This is a genomic window from Mesorhizobium sp. ORS 3428, from assembly GCF_001854785.1.
Classification (GTDB): Bacteria; Pseudomonadota; Alphaproteobacteria; order Rhizobiales; family Rhizobiaceae; genus Mesorhizobium.
Genome location: NZ_MDFL01000115.1, coordinates 198,710 through 216,925, shown reverse-complemented (window position 1 = coordinate 216,925; position 18,216 = coordinate 198,710). Strand labels below are relative to the sequence as shown.

The following is an 18,216-nucleotide window of genomic DNA, read 5'->3' as shown; positions in this document are numbered from 1 at the left end:
GGATCAAGACCCGATTTGCGCTGAAGCGACAGAGTTCGAGCCAATACGGTGCTTCAAGGCGGACCAAATTCTCTGTCCAGCAACCCCATAATGATGTCGTCCTGCCAAGCGCCATTGACGAGTGCGGATTCGCGCTCGCGACCCTCCTCCACAAATCCGCACTTGCKATAGCAGGCGATAGCGCGGGAATTGCTCGATAACACCCGCAGCGACACGCGATGCAAGCCACAACTGAAGGCATAACCGAGGACGAGCCTGATCGCTTCGGCGCCATATCCCTTGCCGAGATATGTTGGGTCGTCGATGCCGATGGCCAGGCCTGCCCTCTTGTCCTGCCAGTCTATGCTGTGAAGGCGGACATGACCGACAAAGCAACCTGCATCGATCACCCAGGCACAGTTCTGCTGTTCGATAAAGCGAATGGCTGCTTCGGCTTCGTCTCGGGTAAAGGTCGCGTTTGGGTCAAATGTCCCCCCGTAAGCTTCAACGATCTCGCGTTGCCGCCCAAGCGCGAGCCGCGTTTCCACATCTTCGGGCATTGGCCGACGAAGGATGAGACGAGCGCTCCGGAGCTCGGGAAGATCGGCTGTCATCTGCCGACGCTAAGATGTTCGCCCCCCTTTGTCGAATGGCCGGCCTTATCCATCGCGGTCATTTTTTGCGGCAACCAATTGATTCAGTTTCAACCCTGGAGCGGTTCAGCGCTCGATAGATCGCCGGCTGCTCTAAATATTTGTTTTTACGCTATTCTTGGAATTGCTAGATCGTAACGACCATCTTGCCGGTATTGGCGAGCGGCGTTGTCACGCCCGACAGCATCGTGCGGATGTGGCCGACGCTCTGGTAGCGGCCGTTGACCGATATGCGCGGCAGCGCATGCAGGAAGCCGGCATGCTCGGCCCTCAGCACTCCGTGCCGGGTCGTCACCGCCGAGGCGTAGCCGGCATCGCGGACAAACCCGACTTCGCGGCAGCCGACCGCGCTGGCATAGCCATAGGGGTAAGCGAAATGCCGCGGTTCCTGCCCAAGCTTTTCCTTGAGGATGCGGCGGACCTCGCAGATCTCGTGCCGCGCGTCCGCCTCCGACAGCCGCTTGAGGTTGCGGTGGTTGACGGTATGCGCGCCGATCGTCACCAGCGGATGCGCCGCCATCGTGCGGATCTCGTCCCAGTTCATCAGTGTGCCGGGGCGAGCCGCGCCAAGCTCGATGCCGTTGGAGCGCGCAAGTTCGCGAAGCGCAGCACCCTGCTCTTCCTCGCGCACTTCAAGGGTCAGCCAGGCGGTCAGGCGTGCATTGGCCTGGATTTTCCGGCCCGKGGTGGAGCAGTCGATCACCGTCTGGCCGCTCGCTGTTGAGAGCTTGAGACGCGCGCTCCGGTCGACGATATCCTCGATCACGTCCCACCAGAGATAGGCAGCGCCGTCGATGAGGCCCGGAGCGGCATAGATGGCAATCGGGGCGCCGTGCTTCTCCAGCACCGGCAGCGCCTCCGTCATGTTGTCGCGATAGGCATCGTCGGCCGTGATGGCGGCGAACTGGCCGCCCTTGCCCCCTGCCCTCATCCGCTCGATCGCTTCGTCAAGACTGACAAAGGCATAGCCGCTCGCCTTCATGTCCACGATGAGCTTGTCGAGGAAGTCCGGCGCGATGTTGAGGTGACTGTTGACGCCGCTCGGCCTCTCGGGCGTTGCGGTCACGCGATGCAGCATCAGGATGGCGCCGATGCCGCCGACAAGCGGCTTCGCCAGCGGAGCGAGACCGGTGTAGCGGGCAACGTTCAAGGCCAGTTTCCGGATTGCCTCGCCCCCGTCGATCATTCCTTCACCTTTTGCGCCTAGGCTCGTCCAAGYACGACAATCGCCTATGCGAACCCCCAGGTCGGAACCAATACGTCTTAAGGATTGAGGTATGGTTGACGCCACCGCGTCATTTGACGGCAATCGGGTCGCGGCCAACGACGCGCCGGCGCGTCCGCTTGCCTCGAGCCAAGGCCGGCTGGCGACGGTGGTAAGCGATAGCCAAGGCCTCGGCGACTACGCGGCATTCTGCGCGTCGGCGCTGTTTGCTCCGGCGCAGAGCGCGTCCTGGATCCGCAACTGGGTGGCGGAGACAAAGGCCGATATCGTCATCGCGTCGCTACTCGACGGGCGCCAGCCGGCGCTCTCGCTGGCGCTGGAAGTCGTCCGGAGCGGCCCCTTCCGGATTGCCCGCTTCGCGGGCGGACGTCACGCCAACGGCAATTACCCCGCCGCCGACCCGCGGCTGCTGCCAAGGATCGACGGCCCGGCAATCCGCTCCGTGCTAGCGGCAATCGCCAAGGCGCGACCGGACATCGACCTGGTTTCCCTGGAGCGCCTGCTACCCGATCTCGACGGCATCGCCAATCCGCTCGCTGCCCTGCCCGGCTATCCGAGCCCGAACCTAGCGCTCGCGGTCGATCTCGGCGGCGGCTTCGACGCGCTGCTTTCCCGGGCCAGCGGCAAGCGCAAGCGCAAGAAGCACCGCTCGCAGACGCGCAAGTTCGAGGCCGTCGGCAGCTTCCGCCGCGTCGAGGCGCGCACACGTGAAGAGGTCGACACCCTGCTCGACGCCTTCTTCGAGATGAAGGCAGCGCGCTTCGCCAAGATGGGCATCGCCAACGTCTTCGGCGACGATGAGGTGCGCGCTTTCTTTCGGGCGCTGTTTGCGGATGCGCTTGCCGAGGAAAAGCCGTCCTTCCTGCTGCATGGACTGGAGGTGGCGGGCAAGCTTCGCGCCGTCACCGGCTCCAGCCGCTCAGGCAAGCGCCTGATTTGCGAATTCGGCGCGATCGCCGAGGACGATCTCGCCTTCACCAGTCCCGGCGACTTCCTGTTCTTCGACAACATCCAGGAAGCCTGCGAATTGGGCTTCGACGTCTATGATTTCTCGGTCGGCGACGAGCCCTACAAGCGGCTGTGGTGCGACATCGAGGTCCAGCATTTCGATGTGCTTGCACCGTTGACGCTGAAGGGCCGAGCGCTGGCGGCGGGGCTGCGGCAAGGCGCGCGGGCAAAGGCCTTCATCAAGAACAACCCGACGGTGTGGAAATTGACCAAGATGCTGCGCCGGAAGGCAGCCGGCCAGGCAGCGCCTGCCGCTGCCGCTGAGGACGATAGCTAGTTGAGCGTATCCCGGCAAAGCGCTGTTTTGCAGCACCTTTTCTAAGACGCAGCGATCTTCGGCCAAGCCGCGGCATGGATTTCGCGCCAAGCCGGTCAAGCCGGACGATGACGACATCACGGGTACGCGCAGAACAGCCCGATTCCCGTTCAGCCTCAGGCCGCAGAGCGTCGTCCGGGCAACGGGTTCTCCGGTTCGTCACCGACCGGCGTGACCAGCGTGACGTCCGGATAGCCGTTCTCGATCAGCTTCACCGCCGCCTGCGTCACCTCGTCGTCGGCTTYGAGCATCGACAGGAACACCTCGGTGCCGTCGCCGACAAGTCGGCCGATGCCTTGCGCATCGGCCGGGCCGCATTCGACGACGACGAGGTCGTAGGCCGTGGTCAGCGACTGCATGATGATCGGCAGCCTGTCCGCGGCGCGCATGGCGCGAACCGGGTCCGCGGTGCCGACCGGAATGACATGCGCGTCCGAATAGAGGTCGGGATGGATGACGTCGCTGAACTGCGCCTCGGACGCGAGAAGATTGGTGATGCCGGGGAACAGCCCGCTGTCCAGCATCGGCCGCGAGGCGGCGCCCGATGCGGTGAGATCGAGCAGCAGGACACGCAGGCCGGCGTCGGAGACTTCGCGCGCAACCAGAACGGCCGTCGCCGCGGCCTCGTCGCCTTCCGGGGAGACGAAGATGGCGCGCGCGGTGCCGGAGGCGACGAGCTTTTCCGCCGCCTTTTCGACATCKATCTCGCCGAGCCTGGACGGTCGCGGCTCGAGCGCCTCCGCCCCAGTCGGCCCAGCGGCCTCTGTGTCGATGGCGGCACTTTGCCTGATCTCATCTTCGGCGACCGATTCTTCGTCCGCTTCGCCCTCGGCTTCGTCGACCGCAGGTTCGATGCGCGCCGCCGGCATCGCCACCTGTTCGATCGGGTCAACCCTGGCCCCCGCGGCCGGTCGCATGGCGCGGCCGGAGAACAATTCCCTCAGAAGCGTGCCGACCGCCATCAACAGCAGCGAAGCGGCAGCCGCGGCACCAGTGATTGGACCGATCTTCGGGAAATAGGGTTCCGACGGCACCTGCGCCCTCGACAGCAGGCGGGCGTCCACCGGCATATAGTTGCGGTCCGCGCGCGAAGCCGCCTCGCGATAGCTCGCCATATAGGATTCGAGCTGCTGGCGCTGGGCATTGGCGTCTCGCTGCAGCGCATCGAGTTCCACCTGCTGCTCTCCGGCGCGAGCCGATGCGGCCTTCAGCGTGTTCACCTCCGCCACGAGCTGGTCCTCGCGCGCCTTGGCGGTCTGCGCCTGGGTCRCCAGTCCCTTGAGGATCTTCTGCGCTTCGTTGCGGATCTGACCGTCGAGATCGGCAAGCTGCGACTTCAGCGCCCGGATGCGCGGATGGTTGTCGAGCAAGGTCGTCGACAGGTCGGCAATGTTGGTTTTGAGCTCCACCTGCCGCTCGAGCAGGCGCTGGATCAGTTCGGAAGACAGAACTTCCGGCACGGTGTCGAGCGTGCCGCCGTTCTGGAGCGCTTTGCGCACGCTGTCGGCGGTCGCCTCGGCAGCGGCGCGATTGGCGCGCACCCGCGAAAGCTCAGTCGACAGTTCGGAGAGCTGCTGGGTCGCGAGCACTGAATTGTTGCCGCCTATCAAAAGGTCGGACTGCGCGCGGTAGGCGGCAACCTTGGCTTCCGCTTCCTTCACCCGGTTCTGCAGATCGGTGATTTCCGGGCCGAGAAAGCCGGTGGCGGCGGTGTTCGATTCCTTCTTCGCATTACCCTTGGAGGCGAGGTAGGCCTGAGCGATGGCGTCGGCAATCTTCGCGGCAAGCTGCGCGTCCTTGGAGGAGAACTCGACGGCAATAACACGAGATTTTTCAACGCCGTAGACGTTGAGCTTGTCGTGCATTGCCTTCAGCACGCGTTCTTCCGGCGGGATGTCGAAGGGATCGCTCTTCAAGCCGACCAGCACAAGCGCGCGACTGAGCGCCGACATTTTCAGCGCCTCGTCGAATTCGGGCAATTTCTCCAGATTGAGATCCGACGCCACCTTCTTGAGAATATCAGGGGAAGAAATGATCTGAACCTCGGTGGCTACCGCCTCCTCGTCGGTTGCCGGCTTGTCGTCATTGCCTGTTCCAGCCGGCCGCGTGTAGACCGATTCGCGTGGCCCGATCTCCAGCTTGGCCGCCGCCTTGTATTGCGGCGTGGCCAGCCAGGCGAAGGCAAAGGCAAGGCCGGTGACCACAAGCGTGACCAGAACGATGCGCAGCCAGTTCCGCGCCAGGCTGGCGAAGAGCTGTCTCAGGTCGACATCGACATCTGCGGCCGCGGATTGAACGGACATGCATCCTGCTCCGGAACTTTGAGTCGAGGATGGACCGTAAACAATTATGGTAACTCAGCCGTTAAGATCAGAATGCGCCCTTATTAGAGGGCCCTCAAAGAAGATCGGGCGAAGGCAATAGAACAGCTGGGCTTTTTACCGGTCGCCGCCCATTCCGTTCACGACCCTTTACCCTCCATTAACCCTAACAGGACGATAACGGTCGCACTTCCTGGGGTTGGCCGCTGCCACTGGCGGTGGGAGCGATGAAGGTTCGTGTCCGRTCATGAAAAGCACTGCTGGTCTCTTTCGCGCCTTGCTTGCCTTGTCGCTGCTTACCGGCTGCTCAAGCTATCGCCCGACGCCCGCCGCCTTCCATGAAGTCCTCGACCAGCCCTATAGGCTCGGCGCCGGCGACCGCATCCGCGTCACGGTGTTCGAGCAGGATGGACTGACCAACACCTACAGCGTCGACCAGTCGGGTTACATCTCCTTCCCCCTTGTCGGCGCTGTGCCCGCGCGCGGCCACACTGCCCAGCAGCTTGAAAAGGAAATCGCCGACAAGTTGCGCCAAGGCTATCTGCGCGATCCCGACGTCTCCGTCGAGATCGATCGCTACCGGCCGATCTTCGTCATGGGCGAAGTCGGCGCCGCCGGGCAATATTCCTACGTGCCGGGGCTCACGGTGCAGAAGGCGGTCGCGATCGCCGGAGGCTTCACCCCGCGCGCCAACCAGGAAAGCGTCGATATCACGCGCGATATCAACGGCAAGGTCATCACCGGCAGGGTGCAGACATCCGATCCGCTCCTGCCCGGCGACACCGTCTACGTCCGCGAACGCCTGTTCTGAAAATCAACGTGGCGGCTCACCTCCGCATCGTCCACTGCTTCCGCTCACCTGTCGGGGGAATCTTCCGGCATGTGCGCGACCTGACCGAGGCGCAGGTCGCCGCCGGCCATTCGGTAGGCATCGTCTGCGATTCGACCACGGGCGGTGACTATGAGGAGCGGCTGTTCGGAGCAATGAAGGACAGCCTGGCGCTCGGCATCCATCGCACGCCGATGCAGCGTCATATCGGGCCGGGCGATATCGCGGCGGCCTGGCGCACATACAAAATCATCAAGGAATTGCGGCCGGACGTTCTGCACGGGCACGGCGCCAAGGGTGGCGCCTATGCCCGTCTGTTCGGCTCACTGTTGCGGGTTTCAAGGTCTCGCGTGGCCCGCCTCTATTCGCCGCATGGCGGCTCGCTCCACTATGACGAAACGACGGCTACCGGGAAGCTGTTCTTCGCGCTGGAGCGCTTCATGGTGCGCTTCACCGACTGCCTGCTGTTCGTCTCCGACTATGAGCGGAAAACCTATCGCCGGAAGGTGGGCGAACCGCCGATCCCCAACGCGCTGGTCTATAACGGCCTGCGCGCCGTCGAATTCGAACCGGTGGTGCCGGCGGCAGGTGCGGCCGATCTTCTCTATATCGGCATGATGCGCGACCTCAAAGGTCCGGACATCTTCATCAATGCACTGGCGCAGGCCGGCGCCGCGCTTGGCCGCCCGTTGAGCGCGGTGATGGTCGGCGACGGCGACGACCTGCCGCGCTACCATGCCCAGGTCGAGCGGCTGGGGCTGAAGAGCCATGTCCGTTTTCTGCCGCCGATGCCGGCCAGAGAAGCCTTCGCGCTGGCCGAACTGATCGTGGTCCCATCCCGCGCCGAAGCGATGCCCTACATCGTGCTGGAAGCACTGGCCGCCGGCAGGCCGATGATTGCGACCGCGGTCGGCGGCATTCCGGAGGTCTTCGGCGAAACCTCCCCTGCCCTGATCCGGCCGGATGCTGGCCAGCTCGCCGACCGGTTGGGAACGGCCCTCGCCGACCCCGGCGCTTACCTGAAGCTGATGCCGCAGGGCGGTGAGTTGAAGGCGCGATTCGGCGCCGACGTGATGGCGGCTGAGATCGAAAAGGCTTATTTCGCGGCACTAAAGCTTTAGCTCTTGCTAATTGACTGCTCTTGCAAGAAGACCGTTAGTCGTCGCGCGCAACTATACGCGTTCAAAGCCATCTGTTGTTTCAAGGCTTTCTTAGCTCTCTTTTGCTATGCACTTGCGCGTAGCTCGCGGACAATCCCATGAACGAGATCGATCCCGCGCGCCGCTTTTCCATGGATGCGGTGCGCAAATTCGACGGCCCCGTCGAAAGCGAAAAGCCCGGCGGCATCAATGACGTTGCGCGCCAGGTCGCCTCACAGTACCGGCGCGATACCATGTCGCCGATCATGGTCAGCGGCGTGCTGCGCATGGTCGAATTCGCGGTGCTGTTCCTGTCGGGGCTCGGCCTCTATTTCTACTATGTCGGCTTTTTCAACTATCTGGCCTGGCAATATCCGCTGACGATCGCGGCAGCCTCGTTCCTGACCGTGGTGCTGCTTGACATCACCGACAGCTACCAGATCGCCGCGCTGATGCGCCCGGTCACCAATCTCGGACGCGTGCTGCTCGTCTGGGCCGGCGCCTTCGCGCTGATGGCGCTCACCGCCTTTGCCTTGAAGGCGTCGCAGGACTATTCGCGCCTCTTGTTCGGCAGTTGGTTCGTGGTCGGCTTCGTGCTGATCTTCGGCCTCAGGCTGGTGATGTCGGGGCTGATCAGGCGCTGGGCGCGCGACGGCCGCATGGAGCGCCGCGCCGTGATCGTCGGCGGCGGCAGGTCGGCTGAAGCGCTGATCCGCTCGGTCGAGAAGCAGCCCTATAACGACATCCGCATCTGCGGCATCTTCGACGACCGAGGCGACAAGCGCTCGCCGCCGATCGTCGCTGGCTATCCCAAACTCGGCACCGTTTCCGAACTGATCGAATTCGCCCGCATCGCCCGTATCGACATGCTGATCGTGTCGCTGCCGCTGACTGCCGAATCGCGCGTGCTGCAGCTTCTGAAGAAGCTCTGGGTGCTGCCGGTCGACATCCGCCTGTCGGCGCATTCCAACGCGCTGCAGTTCCGCCCGCGCGCCTATTCCTATATCGGCTCGGTGCCGATGCTCGACATCTTCGACAAGCCGATCAACGATTGGGACTCGGTCGCCAAGCGCAGCTTCGACATCATCTTCTCGCTCGTCGGCATCATCGTCTTCTCGCCGGTGATGCTCGCCACCGCGATCGCCATCAAGCTCGACAGCAAGGGCCCGGTTCTGTTCAAGCAGAAGCGCCACGGTTTCAACAATGAGATCATCGAGGTCTACAAGTTCCGCTCAATGTACACCGACAAGTCGGACCCGACCGCCAAGCAGACCGTGACCAAGAACGACCCGCGCGTCACCCGCGTCGGCCGCTTCATCCGCAAGACCTCGATCGACGAGTTGCCGCAGTTCTTCAACTCGCTGTTCGGTTCGCTGTCGCTGGTCGGGCCGCGCCCGCATGCGATCGCCGCCCAGTCGCATAACCTGCTCTACAACGAAGTGGTCGACGGCTATTTCGCCCGCCACAAGGTCAAGCCCGGCGTCACCGGCTGGGCGCAGATCAATGGCTGGCGCGGCGAGATGGACACCAATGAAAAGATCCGCATGCGCACCGAATACGATCTCTACTACATCGAAAACTGGTCGATGCTGTTCGACCTGCGCATCCTGTTCCTGACGCCGGTCCGCCTGCTCAACACGGAAAACGCCTATTGAGCGCGGTCACGCATGAGGTGCCGCCTCGGGCGGTCAACGGGTTGCCGCCTCACGCGGTCAACGGGTTGCCRCCTCACGCGGTCAACGCCAAGCTGATCGCGCTGATTTCCTCCGCCGCAATCGTCCTCGGCATCCTGCTTTCCGGCTTCGTTATCAGCGAGCCGGCGCCTTACGAAATCTATATGGCCGGGCTGATCGCCGTGTGGGCGCTGTTCRGCCTCAGAATCTTGCGGGCGATCGTGCCGCTGCTGGTGCTGCTGGTGGCGATGAACATCGGCGGCATGATCGCAATGACGCAGATGGCGGAGCTGGCCAACACGCCGCTCTATCTCGCTGTCTCGCTGTTCCTCGCCTTCAGCGCGGTCTTCTTCGCCTCGGTGACGTCGGTGCAGCCGAACCTCTACCGGCTGATCTTCATCGCCTATGTGGTGTCGGCCGTGGCGACGTCGCTGCTCGGCATAGCGGGCTATTTCCATGCCTTTCCGGGCGCGGAGATCTTCACCAAATACGACCGCGCCGCCGGCGCCTTCCAGGATCCGAACGTGTTCGGCCCCTTCCTGGTGCTGCCTGGGACCTATCTGCTCTACCTGCTCTTGACCGGTCCGGTGTCGCGCATGCCGCTACTGGCGGTGCCGCTGCTCGTCATCACCGCCGGCATATTCTTCTCCTTCTCGCGCGGCGCCTGGGGCATGTTCGCCGTGTCAGCGGTGCTGCTCACCGGCTGCCTGTTCCTGCAAAGCGCCAGCGGCCTGTTCCGGCTGCGGCTGGTGGTGATGACGATCGGAGCGGTCGCGCTGCTGGTCATCGCCATCCTCGTCATCCTGCAACTGCCCGGCGTGTCGGACATGTTCTCCCAGCGCGCGCATCTGGAGCAGAGCTACGACACCGCGCGACTCGGCCGCTTCRCCCGCTACACGATCGGCTTCCAACTGGCGCTGGAGCGCCCGTTCGGCATCGGGCCGCTGGTCTTTGGCACGATCTACGGCGAGGACACGCACGACATCTGGCTCAAGGCGCTGATGGACTATGGCTGGCTAGGCTTCGTCTCGTTCGTGACGCTGACATTGTGGACGATCGCGGCCGGTTTCCGCATCCTGCTGCGCGACCGGCCCTGGCAGCCCTATCTGCTTTGCTCCTATGTCGCCTATCTCGGCAATATCGGGCTCGGCACCGTCATCGACRTCGACCACTGGCGCCATCTCTATCTGCTGCTCGGCCTTGTCTGGGGCGCGATCGCACTGGAGTACCGGCATCAGAAGCAATTGCGGCTGGCGCGGCCCGTTCCTGYCCAGCAATATGATCGGTAAGATAACCGCCGAATTCGGTTGACCGACACGGGATYATCACGCGCTAGGCTTCTTGCCATGAAGGGCGAAGGCAGCCTTCAATCTCATTCTGCCGCGTTATGCGATCGTGTCTTCTCTGTCGTCACGGTTAGCTTGACGGTCTCTTGCGCAATATCGCTTGCAATATCATTTTTGCAACCCAATATAATCGCATGAGGTTGATTCTCGACACGGCGGCCATGGTGGCCGCGATCCGCAGCGAAGCCGGCGCGGCCCGCCGCCTCCTGGTGGCAGCGTTGGAGRGGCGGTTCACGCTACTCGCCTCGGTGCCGCTGATGATCGAGTATCAGGCTGTAATGACGCGGYCGGAACATCTGAAGGTATCTGACCTATCGGTCGACGATGTGGGCGTCGTTCTCGATGCAGTGGCGGCGATCATCGAGCCGGTGAGGCTTGCCTTTTTATGGCGGCCGGTCGCCCGCGACCAGGATGACGATATGGTACTCGAAGCAGCGGTGAACGGACAGGCCGATGCGATCGTGACGTTCAACGTCCGTGACTTCGGCCAAGCGGCCGTCCGTTTCGGAATAGAGGTTCTGTCGCCTGGAGAGGCCTGGAAACTAGTGGAGAAAGGCAAATGAGGAAGAGCAATTTTGCGCTGCGGCTTCAGCCCTCGCTTCTGGACGAAGCGCGCAAGGTCGCGGAAGACGAGGGTGTTGCGCTCAACCAGTTCATCAACGTGGCCGTGGCTGAGAAGCTGTCGGCGCTCAGAGTGGAAAGCTATTTCCAGGAGCGCGCAGCACGCGCAGACATTCCCAAGGCGCTCGACGTTCTCAAGCGCGCCGGCAAGGGCAAGCCGCCAGTCAAAGGCGACGAACTTACAAAACAGTGATAGGCCCGAAACTCTATCTCCCGAGTGAGCGTCGGGGAGCGCGCCCCTCTTTCGAGCTTATCCGCCGGGCCTACTGCAGACTCGAAGCACGGGCGCTCTCGCGACGACCAGAACATAGGTAGAACCTCCGGGCGCGATTTTCGGCGTGGCTCTTAGCCACCAAAGGCACAAGGCGGATTCTCTTTTGTTCCGTTCTCGTGCATTTTGTCTGATTGGCCCCTTGCGCTACAGCCCTTGAGAATATAGGGCTTTGCGCGGTCCGGAGTGTAGCGCAGCCCGGTAGCGCACTTGACTGGGGGTCAAGGGGTCGTCGGTTCGAATCCGGCCACTCCGACCATTTCAAGCCCCGAAACTTGGCCCCCAATATTCCTTCTTCAGCAGCCCCTACTGGCACACATCGACCCATTTGGCGCTGACGAGATCGGCCATCCTTTGCGGCGCGATGCGCACCGCGGCGTTGGTGGCGCCGGCGGCCGGGACGACCTCGTCGAAGGCTCTGAGCGTCACGTCACAATAGACCGGCAACGGTGCCGGCAGGCCGAACGGGCAGACGCCGCCCGGCGGATGGCTGGTTGCCGCCAGCACCTGTTCGCCATCGAGCATGCGCGGCTTGCCGCCGAGGATGTCCTTGCACTTGCGATTGTCGAGCTCGCGGTACCGCTGGTGACAACCAGCATGGTCTCATCGCCGACGCGCAGGCAGATGGTCTTGGCGATCTGCGCCGGCACCACGCCGTGGGCTTCAGCCGCCAGTACCACGGTCGCCGAACTCGCCTCGGTGACCAGGACTTCTATGTCGGGCGCATGTTCGGCGAAGAAGGCGCGAACCGATTGCAAGCTCATGAGCAACCTCTTGTCAGACATGTTGGCGGGCGCCCACGAATCGCGGCGCCGGGCGCGATTGCCACATAACGCGGCTGCGGTTGGCAAGGACCAGGAGACTGCCAGCGAAAGGCGCAAAAAACCCGCCAGGGCGAACCGTGGCGGGCTTTCGTGCGGACGCTCCGGCGTCCTTATTGTTATTGTTGTATAAGCCGGTTCTCCGGGGCCGGCACCCCGATCAATTCCTCTTCCGGCACCTGCAGCGCGGAAGCGATGCGCCTGAGCTTGGCGGGGTCGGCGTCCTTGCCGTCCTCGATGTCGACGATCTCGCCGACCGCCAGGCCGCAAGTCAATGAGAGCTCCTCAATCGTATACCCCTTCGTTTCTCGGACGGCTCTGGGAGCACTGTAGCCGTTCACGGCAATCATGTTGTTGGAAACCAGGTTTCGTGCGGTGTTGGGCATGGCAACTCCTTGGGATGAAACACGTCTGATGAAATGTGGCGTTGCCTGAGACGGGCGGGAGGATGGCCGTTAACAGGTGATTTGCCAAGAGGCACTGTGGCGGCCGTCACRCCATCGTGAACCGGCTATTTTCGGCCGGACGCCGCAGGCTCCGCATATGTAAGATGGCGGGGCGCCCAATCAAGTTCTTTTGAGGGCTGGACGCTTTCGACTCTGGAGTTCGTTACCTTGCTGTCGTTGGCGGCCGACAGCCGCTCCGGCAGCCAGAGCGGCTCAGCGTTCGCTGGATCGCAGATACGCTCTAGGTACTTGTTTTTACGCAATTCCGAACGGAAAGGCGCGACGCGCTTGCCTGGAATTGCCCAAAGCAAAAGGATCAGATGCCATGAAACCGAAGCTATTCGCGATTGTGCTCGCCACGATTTCAGCTCTTGCGGGTTCTGCACAGGCTGACACCGAGCGCGTGCGCGGCACGGTGGTCAACTTCGCCGGAACGGCGCTGACGGTGAAAGCCCATGACGGCAAGACCGATACGGTCACGCTTTCTCCCGGTTGGATGATTTCCGGCGTCGCCAAGGCGTCGGCCGCCGACATCAAACAGGGCGATTTCCTCGGCATCGCGTCGGCTCCCAAGACGGGTGGCGGCAGCGGCGCGCTGGAAGTCATGATCTTCCCGGCAGCGCTGAAGGGAACAGGAGAAGGCGACCGTGCCTGGGACCTGCAACCAAACAGCCGAATGACCAACGGCACCGTCGCCTCCGTGACCGAGGTCAGCGGCCGGACAGTGACGCTCACCTACGGCAGCGGCCAGAAGAAGCAGATCGCCATCCCGCAATCCACGCCGATCGTGAAATTCGCGACCGCCAAGCCGGCGGACCTTAAGCCCGGTGCGCCGGTGTTCGTCAGCGCCGAGCGCGGCAGCAACGGCAAGCTCGTTTCGCGCCGGGTGGTGGTCGGCAACCACGGCATTGCTCCGCCGATGTGAGGCTAAAGCGCGGCGCGCCGAAACAAATTCGGGCGAAGCGCTCCAGGTCCTTGCCTCGACGCATGTCGCCATCCCAAAACCGCTGCGCACTTTGCCAGGAAGCCGGCGCGTAACCTTGAAGATCGTGGTGCCATAGCGTCGCCTCACGCGGCCCGACGGACGCGCCGCGCTATTGAGTGGCACCCAGACACAATCTGGAAACAAAAATCTATAGCCCGGAAAAATTGTCGAAAAAATTCAGGAGGATAGTCCAAGTCGCGAGGCTTGGTCACCGATTTGGTGCGGTGAACTTCGGAACGCCCGCGTAAAAAAGGAAACGCAGTCATGAAGAAGTCCCTCCTCTCCGCGCTCGGGCTGGCTCTGGCCCTGGCATTCACGATGCCGATCCTTGGCGCGACCAGCGCCGATGCGGCTCCGGCCCCGGCGAAGAAGCATCATCATCTTCGTCATCACCACAAGAAGCATCACCGCAGCCATCACCGTCATCACCACCACAAGATGGCGGCTCCGAAGAAAGCCTGATCCTGCCCGTCTGCCGAAGGGAAGGCTGGCCTTCACGTGTTGACCGGGTTCAGTCTTCCCTTCGGATTTTCGCCTTGCAAGGCAAAACGGTTAACTTTGTCGTCGACCGCCCGATGGACGCGCGTTCGCGTTCGACATTCTTCGTTGCAAATGCCGATCTCCTTGCGCTGCGTCATCATATCGGCAGCGTCCGGCGTGACTGAATGGCTTCGAGCTCGCTTCGGCAATGTGGTCCCGATCAGTCCGCTGTCAGCGACGGCGGTTCAAAGTCCGCATCGGCAACCGAAGTTTCAGCGCACCTGGTCGAGCAGGCGTTTGCATTCCAGGAGGTCGAACAGCGCCTCCTGCAGCAAGGCGCGATTGTCACGCRACAATTTCGAGGAATCCGCCTGTACGGGACCTTCGTCGTCGCTCTTGCCGAGGCCGAAGAAACGACGGCTGGGCTTCACCTTGGGTTGGCCGACAAGTGCGTCCTCGTCGCCGCGCGGCTGGGCAGCCGCCGTCAGTGGCACCTGATCGGCCTGCCGGCGCTGTGCGATCGCCTCGACCGCCGCCATGTCGCCATTGCCGATGGCGACCAGGAAGTGGTTGCCGTTCTCGCGCAGCAGCTTCTGCACGCCTTTGATCGTGTAGCCCTGATCGTAGAGCATGTGCCGGATGCCCTTGATCAGTTCGACATCCTGCGGCCGGTAGTAGCGGCGGCCGCCGCCACGCTTCATCGGCTTGATCTGGCTGAAACGCGTTTCCCAAAACCGCAGCACATGCTGCGGCAGATCGAGATCTTCCGCGACTTCGCTGATGGTGCGGAAAGCATCTGGGCTCTTGTCCATGGGCGAATCCTCACGCTGGACGAAGGTCCGGCACTTATGCCGAATCGAGCCTTATTTCAGCGATTTATGAAGCGGTATTCAAGCCCAGCCTCAAAGCGGCCGGCGCTTTTCAACCGCATTTGCCGGCGTGTTATTTGTCGCCCTTGGCCTTGCTGTTCTGATGCGCGCGCAGAATGCGGTTCTTCAGCACATTCGACGATTTGAAGGTCATCACCCGGCGCGGCAGGATCGGCACTTCCTCGCCGGTCTTCGGATTGCGACCGATGCGCTCGTTCTTGGAGCGGACATGAAAGGTTGCAAAGGAMGACAGCTTCACCGTTTCACCGCGAACGATGGCTTCGCAAATTTCATCCAGGACGGCTTCGACGAGTTCCGCCGATTCAGTTCGCGACAGACCAACTTTGCGGTAAACGGCTTCGGCAAGGTCGGCACGCGTAAGTGTCTTTCCCCCCATGCAAACCGTCCCATCAGCTCAAAAAACGTAAATCGATACAGCCAGCGGCAGAGCCTAAGTAATTGATCCGGCAAGGTCAAGGACCGAACCCATGCGTTCGGCACTTACCAGCGGAGCAACACCGCGCCCCAGGTGAAACCTCCGCCCATCGCCTCGARCAAAACGAGGTCGCCCTTCTTGATGCGGCCGTCGGCGACGGCCACCGACAAGGCGAGCGGCACGGAGGCAGCTGAGGTGTTACCGTGCAAATCGACGGTGACCACCACTTTCTGTTCGGCAATCCCAAGCTTCCTGGCGGAAGCGTCAATAATCCGTTTATTGGCCTGGTGCGGCACGAACCAGTCGAGGTCTTCTGCCGTGATGCCGGCCTCAGCGAAGGTTGCCTCGATGACGTCGGTGATCATGCCGACGGCGTGCTTGAACACCTCGCGGCCTTCCATCCTGAGATGGCCAACCGTCCCCGTGGTCGATGGGCCGCCATCGACGAAGAGCTTGTCCTTGTGCACGCCATCCGAGCGCAGGCTCGCCGCCAGCACGCCTCGATCGGCGATGCCGCCCGTCCCCTCCGCGGCTTCGAGCACGATCGCACCGGCACCGTCGCCAAAGAGCACGCAAGTCGAGCGGTCGTTCCAATCGAGGATGCGCGAGAAGGTCTCCGAGCCGATCACCAGCACGCGTTTCGCCAATCCGCCGCGGATATAGAGGTCGGCGGTGGCGACCGCATAGACAAAGCCGGAGCACACCGCCTGCATGTCGAAGGCAAAGCCGTGATGCATGCCGAGCCGGTTCTGGATCTCGACGGCGGTCGCGGGAAAGGTGTTGTTGGGCGTCGATGTCGCCAGCACGATGAGGTCAATGTCGGCAGGCGTCAAACCGGCGCTGTCGAGCGCGGCGCGCGCCGCGGYCTCGCCCAGCGAGGCCGTCGTCTCGTCATCGGCCGCGACGTGGCGCTGGCGAATGCCGGTGCGCTGGACGATCCACTCGTCTGAGGTCTCGACCATGCCTTCGAAATCGGCATTCTTCATGATGCGGCGGGGCAGCGCGGCACCATTGCCGCGCACGACTGATCTGATCAAGGTTCGTTCCTATTCCTCGGCGTCGACGGCGACGCCGGATTTCCTGTTTGCCTGGGCATTCGGRTTGCGCGCATGGAACAGATCGAGGTCGGCCTCTATCCGGTCAAGCAGATTGTTGCGCACCATGTCGTAGCCGAGCTCGATAGCCGCCGCGAAGCCGTCCGAATCCGCACCGCCGTGGCTCTTCACGACGATGCCGTTCAAGCCCAGGAAGACGCCGCCATTGGAGCGGCCGACATCCATCTTCTCACGCAGCCGGTCGAAGGCACCCTTGGCAAAGACGTAGCCGATCCTCGCCATCAGCGTGCGGCTCATGGCGGCGCGCAGGTAGCCCGCGATCTGCCTTGCCGTGCCTTCGGCGGTCTTGAGCGCAATGTTACCGGCAAAGCCCTCGGTGACAACCACGTCGACCGTGCCCTTGCCGATATCGTCGCCCTCGACGAAGCCGCGATAGTTCATCGAGGCCATATTGGCCTCACGCAGCATGCGCCCGGCCTCCTTGACCTCCTCCTGGCCCTTGATCTCCTCTACGCCGACATTGAGCAGGCCAACGCTCGGCCGCTCGATGCCGAAAACCGAGCGCGCCATGCCGGTGCCCAGGATGGCGAAATCGACGAGCTGATGCGCATCTGCGCCGATGGTCGCGCCGACGTCCAGAACCACGCTCTCGCTGCGCGTCGTCGGCCAAAGCGCTGCGATCGCCGGGCGATCGATGGTGGCCATGGTGCGCAGGCAGAATTTCGACATCGCCATCAACGCGCCGGTATTGCCTGCCGAGATGCAGGCCTGGGCGGCGCCGTTCTTCACCGCCTCGACTGCCTTCCACATCGACGATTTCCAGCGGCCCTGGCGCAGCGCCTGGCTTGGCTTGTCGTCCATCCGGACCGCGATCTCGCAATGGACGAACTCGCTCACCTCGGCCAGTTTCGGGAACTTGGCGAGTTCGGGACGCACGGCGTCCTCGCGGCCGTAGATGACGAAGCGGATGTCAGGGCGGCGGATGGCGACCGTCATCAGCGCCGGGATGACCACGCTTGGTCCGTGATCGCCACCCATGGCATCAATGGAAATCCTGATCACGCGGTATTTTTCTCACGGTTTGCCTGGCTTGCGGCGGGCGCCTGCCGAGGTAAGGGGGCTCGCGAAAGGTTCGGCGAAAATAGCGTTTTTGGGCTGCCGCACAACCAACTTTTCCAAAATCCGGGCCGCCTTCAGGATTTTCCGAGCAGCGAACGCAGCTTTTTCTGGAATTCGCTTTCCTCCGGCTCGTCGTCGCCGGCGGCGCCGAGCGAAACTCCAGGCTTGCGTGGATAAGGGTCGATCGCCAGGCCGAAAAACTGCTCGGCGAGCGCCCCGACATCGATGGTGTCGCCGGAAAATGTTTCGGGGCTGTCCGGTCCGTCGGCGTCGAGGATGATCTCGCCGCCGCCTTCGAACCCTTCGCGCCCGAGCTTCGACTGCTCGGGCAGGAACAGCGCCTCGACCGGCTCGTCGATATGGGCGGCCACCGGATCGAGGGTGACGATGCAGGCCTGCGTGATGTCGGCCACGACGCCACCGCTGACCTTGACGCCGTTGCGCTTCCACGGCGCCACCAGCAGTTCGGCGCGATAACTCTCGACCGAGAGCAGACCGTGCTCGGCAGCGAGCGCCGCGCGCTGCCGCTCGTCGGCCTCGATCACGACCGGCAAGCCCTTTTGCGGCAAGCGGGCGACATTGGCGACAAAGGATACGGGGCTCTTCGGTTCGGCGTGTTTCATG

18 protein-coding genes, 1 tRNA gene and 1 pseudogene are annotated in these 18,216 nt (G+C 62.8%); 10 read left to right on the top strand and 10 right to left on the bottom strand.

Features of this window, described 5'->3' with window-relative positions:
• Positions 1 to 53: 53 nt before the first annotated feature.
• Entirely contained in the window at positions 54 to 593 is a 540-nt protein-coding gene (locus tag ORS3428_RS14135; protein ID WP_071098684.1) for a GNAT family N-acetyltransferase, read from the bottom strand.
• Between the two features lie 166 nt (positions 594 to 759).
• A complete protein-coding gene (locus ORS3428_RS14130; RefSeq protein ID WP_071098682.1) occupies positions 760 to 1,818 on the bottom strand; it encodes a polysaccharide deacetylase family protein in 1,059 nt (352 codons plus the stop codon).
• Between the two features lie 91 nt (positions 1,819 to 1,909).
• Here ORS3428_RS14130 and ORS3428_RS14125 point away from each other — a divergent pair, with 91 nt between their 5' ends.
• Positions 1,910 to 3,142 carry a GNAT family N-acetyltransferase gene (locus tag ORS3428_RS14125; protein WP_071098680.1) on the top strand — a complete coding sequence of 411 codons (1,233 nt, stop codon included), beginning with the start codon at positions 1,910 to 1,912 and terminating at the stop codon, positions 3,140 to 3,142.
• Between the two features lie 155 nt (positions 3,143 to 3,297).
• Here ORS3428_RS14125 and ORS3428_RS14120 read toward each other — a convergent pair whose 3' ends face one another.
• Positions 3,298 to 5,484, bottom strand: coding sequence for a GumC family protein (locus ORS3428_RS14120; RefSeq protein ID WP_071098678.1), 2,187 nt, complete (start codon positions 5,482 to 5,484; stop codon positions 3,298 to 3,300).
• A 265-nt stretch (positions 5,485 to 5,749) separates the two neighbouring features.
• On the opposite strand from ORS3428_RS14120, the gene ORS3428_RS14115 reads away from it, so the two are divergent.
• The 7 genes from ORS3428_RS14115 (at position 5,750) to ORS3428_RS14085 (ending at position 11,640) form a co-directional block, all read left to right on the top strand.
• Positions 5,750 to 6,313, top strand: a complete 564-nt coding sequence (locus ORS3428_RS14115; RefSeq protein ID WP_071098675.1) for a polysaccharide biosynthesis/export family protein — start codon at positions 5,750 to 5,752, stop codon at positions 6,311 to 6,313.
• 8 nt (positions 6,314 to 6,321) lie between these two features.
• Positions 6,322 to 7,452, top strand: coding sequence for a glycosyltransferase (locus ORS3428_RS14110; RefSeq protein WP_071098674.1), 1,131 nt, complete (start codon positions 6,322 to 6,324; stop codon positions 7,450 to 7,452).
• 137 nt (positions 7,453 to 7,589) lie between these two features.
• Positions 7,590 to 9,125 (top strand): undecaprenyl-phosphate glucose phosphotransferase, encoded by a 1,536-nt coding sequence (locus tag ORS3428_RS14105; protein ID WP_071098673.1) that lies wholly within the window; start codon positions 7,590 to 7,592, stop codon positions 9,123 to 9,125.
• Complete coding sequence (locus ORS3428_RS14100) at positions 9,122 to 10,432, top strand: O-antigen ligase family protein (RefSeq protein WP_443136854.1); 1,311 nt, start codon at positions 9,122 to 9,124, stop codon at positions 10,430 to 10,432. Before ORS3428_RS14105 ends, ORS3428_RS14100 begins: the two co-directional genes overlap by 4 nt.
• Before the next feature lie 143 nt (positions 10,433 to 10,575).
• Positions 10,576 to 11,052 carry a putative toxin-antitoxin system toxin component, PIN family gene (locus tag ORS3428_RS14095; protein WP_244507961.1) on the top strand — a complete coding sequence of 159 codons (477 nt, stop codon included), beginning with the start codon at positions 10,576 to 10,578 and terminating at the stop codon, positions 11,050 to 11,052.
• On the top strand, positions 11,049 to 11,303 hold the full coding sequence (locus ORS3428_RS14090) for a toxin-antitoxin system HicB family antitoxin (RefSeq protein ID WP_071098666.1): 255 nt from the start codon (positions 11,049 to 11,051) through the stop codon (positions 11,301 to 11,303). Before ORS3428_RS14095 ends, ORS3428_RS14090 begins: the two co-directional genes overlap by 4 nt.
• A 260-nt stretch (positions 11,304 to 11,563) precedes the next feature.
• A tRNA-Pro gene (locus tag ORS3428_RS14085) sits at positions 11,564 to 11,640 on the top strand.
• A 47-nt stretch (positions 11,641 to 11,687) separates the two neighbouring features.
• Here ORS3428_RS14085 and ORS3428_RS14080 read toward each other — a convergent pair.
• Together ORS3428_RS14080 and ORS3428_RS14075 are read right to left on the bottom strand one after the other, a co-directional pair.
• A pseudogene (locus tag ORS3428_RS14080) lies at positions 11,688 to 12,145 on the bottom strand (YbaK/EbsC family protein).
• Positions 12,146 to 12,321: 176 nt separating this feature from the next.
• On the bottom strand, positions 12,322 to 12,588 hold the full coding sequence (locus ORS3428_RS14075) for a helix-turn-helix domain-containing protein (protein ID WP_071098664.1): 267 nt from the start codon (positions 12,586 to 12,588) through the stop codon (positions 12,322 to 12,324).
• Positions 12,589 to 12,973: 385 nt separating this feature from the next.
• Between ORS3428_RS14075 and ORS3428_RS14070 the strand changes: the two genes are divergently transcribed.
• Positions 12,974 to 13,573, top strand: coding sequence for a hypothetical protein (locus tag ORS3428_RS14070; protein WP_071098661.1), 600 nt, complete (start codon positions 12,974 to 12,976; stop codon positions 13,571 to 13,573).
• Between the two features lie 324 nt (positions 13,574 to 13,897).
• The gene (locus ORS3428_RS14065; RefSeq protein WP_071098659.1) at positions 13,898 to 14,095 is read left to right on the top strand and encodes a hypothetical protein; all 198 of its coding nucleotides are present in this window, start codon (positions 13,898 to 13,900) and stop codon (positions 14,093 to 14,095) included.
• 290 nt (positions 14,096 to 14,385) lie between these two features.
• Here ORS3428_RS14065 and ORS3428_RS14060 read toward each other — a convergent pair whose 3' ends face one another.
• The 5 genes from ORS3428_RS14060 to ORS3428_RS14040 form a co-directional block, all read right to left on the bottom strand.
• Complete coding sequence (locus ORS3428_RS14060; protein ID WP_071098657.1) at positions 14,386 to 14,925, bottom strand: MerR family transcriptional regulator; 540 nt, start codon at positions 14,923 to 14,925, stop codon at positions 14,386 to 14,388.
• Positions 14,926 to 15,055: 130 nt separating this feature from the next.
• On the bottom strand, positions 15,056 to 15,379 hold the full coding sequence (locus ORS3428_RS14055) for an integration host factor subunit alpha (protein ID WP_071098655.1): 324 nt from the start codon (positions 15,377 to 15,379) through the stop codon (positions 15,056 to 15,058).
• A gap of 104 nt (positions 15,380 to 15,483) precedes the next feature.
• The gene (locus ORS3428_RS14050; protein WP_071098652.1) at positions 15,484 to 16,455 is read right to left on the bottom strand and encodes a beta-ketoacyl-ACP synthase III; all 972 of its coding nucleotides are present in this window, start codon (positions 16,453 to 16,455) and stop codon (positions 15,484 to 15,486) included.
• A 9-nt stretch (positions 16,456 to 16,464) separates the two neighbouring features.
• A complete protein-coding gene (gene plsX / locus ORS3428_RS14045) occupies positions 16,465 to 17,535 on the bottom strand; it encodes a phosphate acyltransferase PlsX (protein WP_071098650.1) in 1,071 nt (356 codons plus the stop codon).
• A 131-nt stretch (positions 17,536 to 17,666) separates the two neighbouring features.
• Positions 17,667 to 18,215 (bottom strand): YceD family protein, encoded by a 549-nt coding sequence (locus tag ORS3428_RS14040; protein WP_071099262.1) that lies wholly within the window; start codon positions 18,213 to 18,215, stop codon positions 17,667 to 17,669.
• Between the last annotated feature and the right edge of the window lies 1 nt (position 18,216).

Bases quoted from the DNA above. Each gene is read 5' to 3' on its own strand.
- ORS3428_RS14125 (WP_071098680.1), top strand. From the start codon at position 1,910: ATGGTTGACGCCACCGCGTCATTTGACGGCAATCGGGTCGCGGCCAAC.
- ORS3428_RS14075 (WP_071098664.1), bottom strand. From the start codon at position 12,588: ATGCCCAACACCGCACGAAACCTGGTTTCCAACAACATGATTGCCGTG.
- ORS3428_RS14115 (WP_071098675.1), top strand. From the start codon at position 5,750: ATGAAAAGCACTGCTGGTCTCTTTCGCGCCTTGCTTGCCTTGTCGCTG.
- ORS3428_RS14040 (WP_071099262.1), bottom strand. From the start codon at position 18,215: ATGAAACACGCCGAACCGAAGAGCCCCGTATCCTTTGTCGCCAATGTC.
- ORS3428_RS14065 (WP_071098659.1), top strand. From the start codon at position 13,898: ATGAAGAAGTCCCTCCTCTCCGCGCTCGGGCTGGCTCTGGCCCTGGCA.
- ORS3428_RS14090 (WP_071098666.1), top strand. From the start codon at position 11,049: ATGAGGAAGAGCAATTTTGCGCTGCGGCTTCAGCCCTCGCTTCTGGAC.
- ORS3428_RS14070 (WP_071098661.1), top strand. From the start codon at position 12,974: ATGAAACCGAAGCTATTCGCGATTGTGCTCGCCACGATTTCAGCTCTT.
- ORS3428_RS14105 (WP_071098673.1), top strand. From the start codon at position 7,590: ATGAACGAGATCGATCCCGCGCGCCGCTTTTCCATGGATGCGGTGCGC.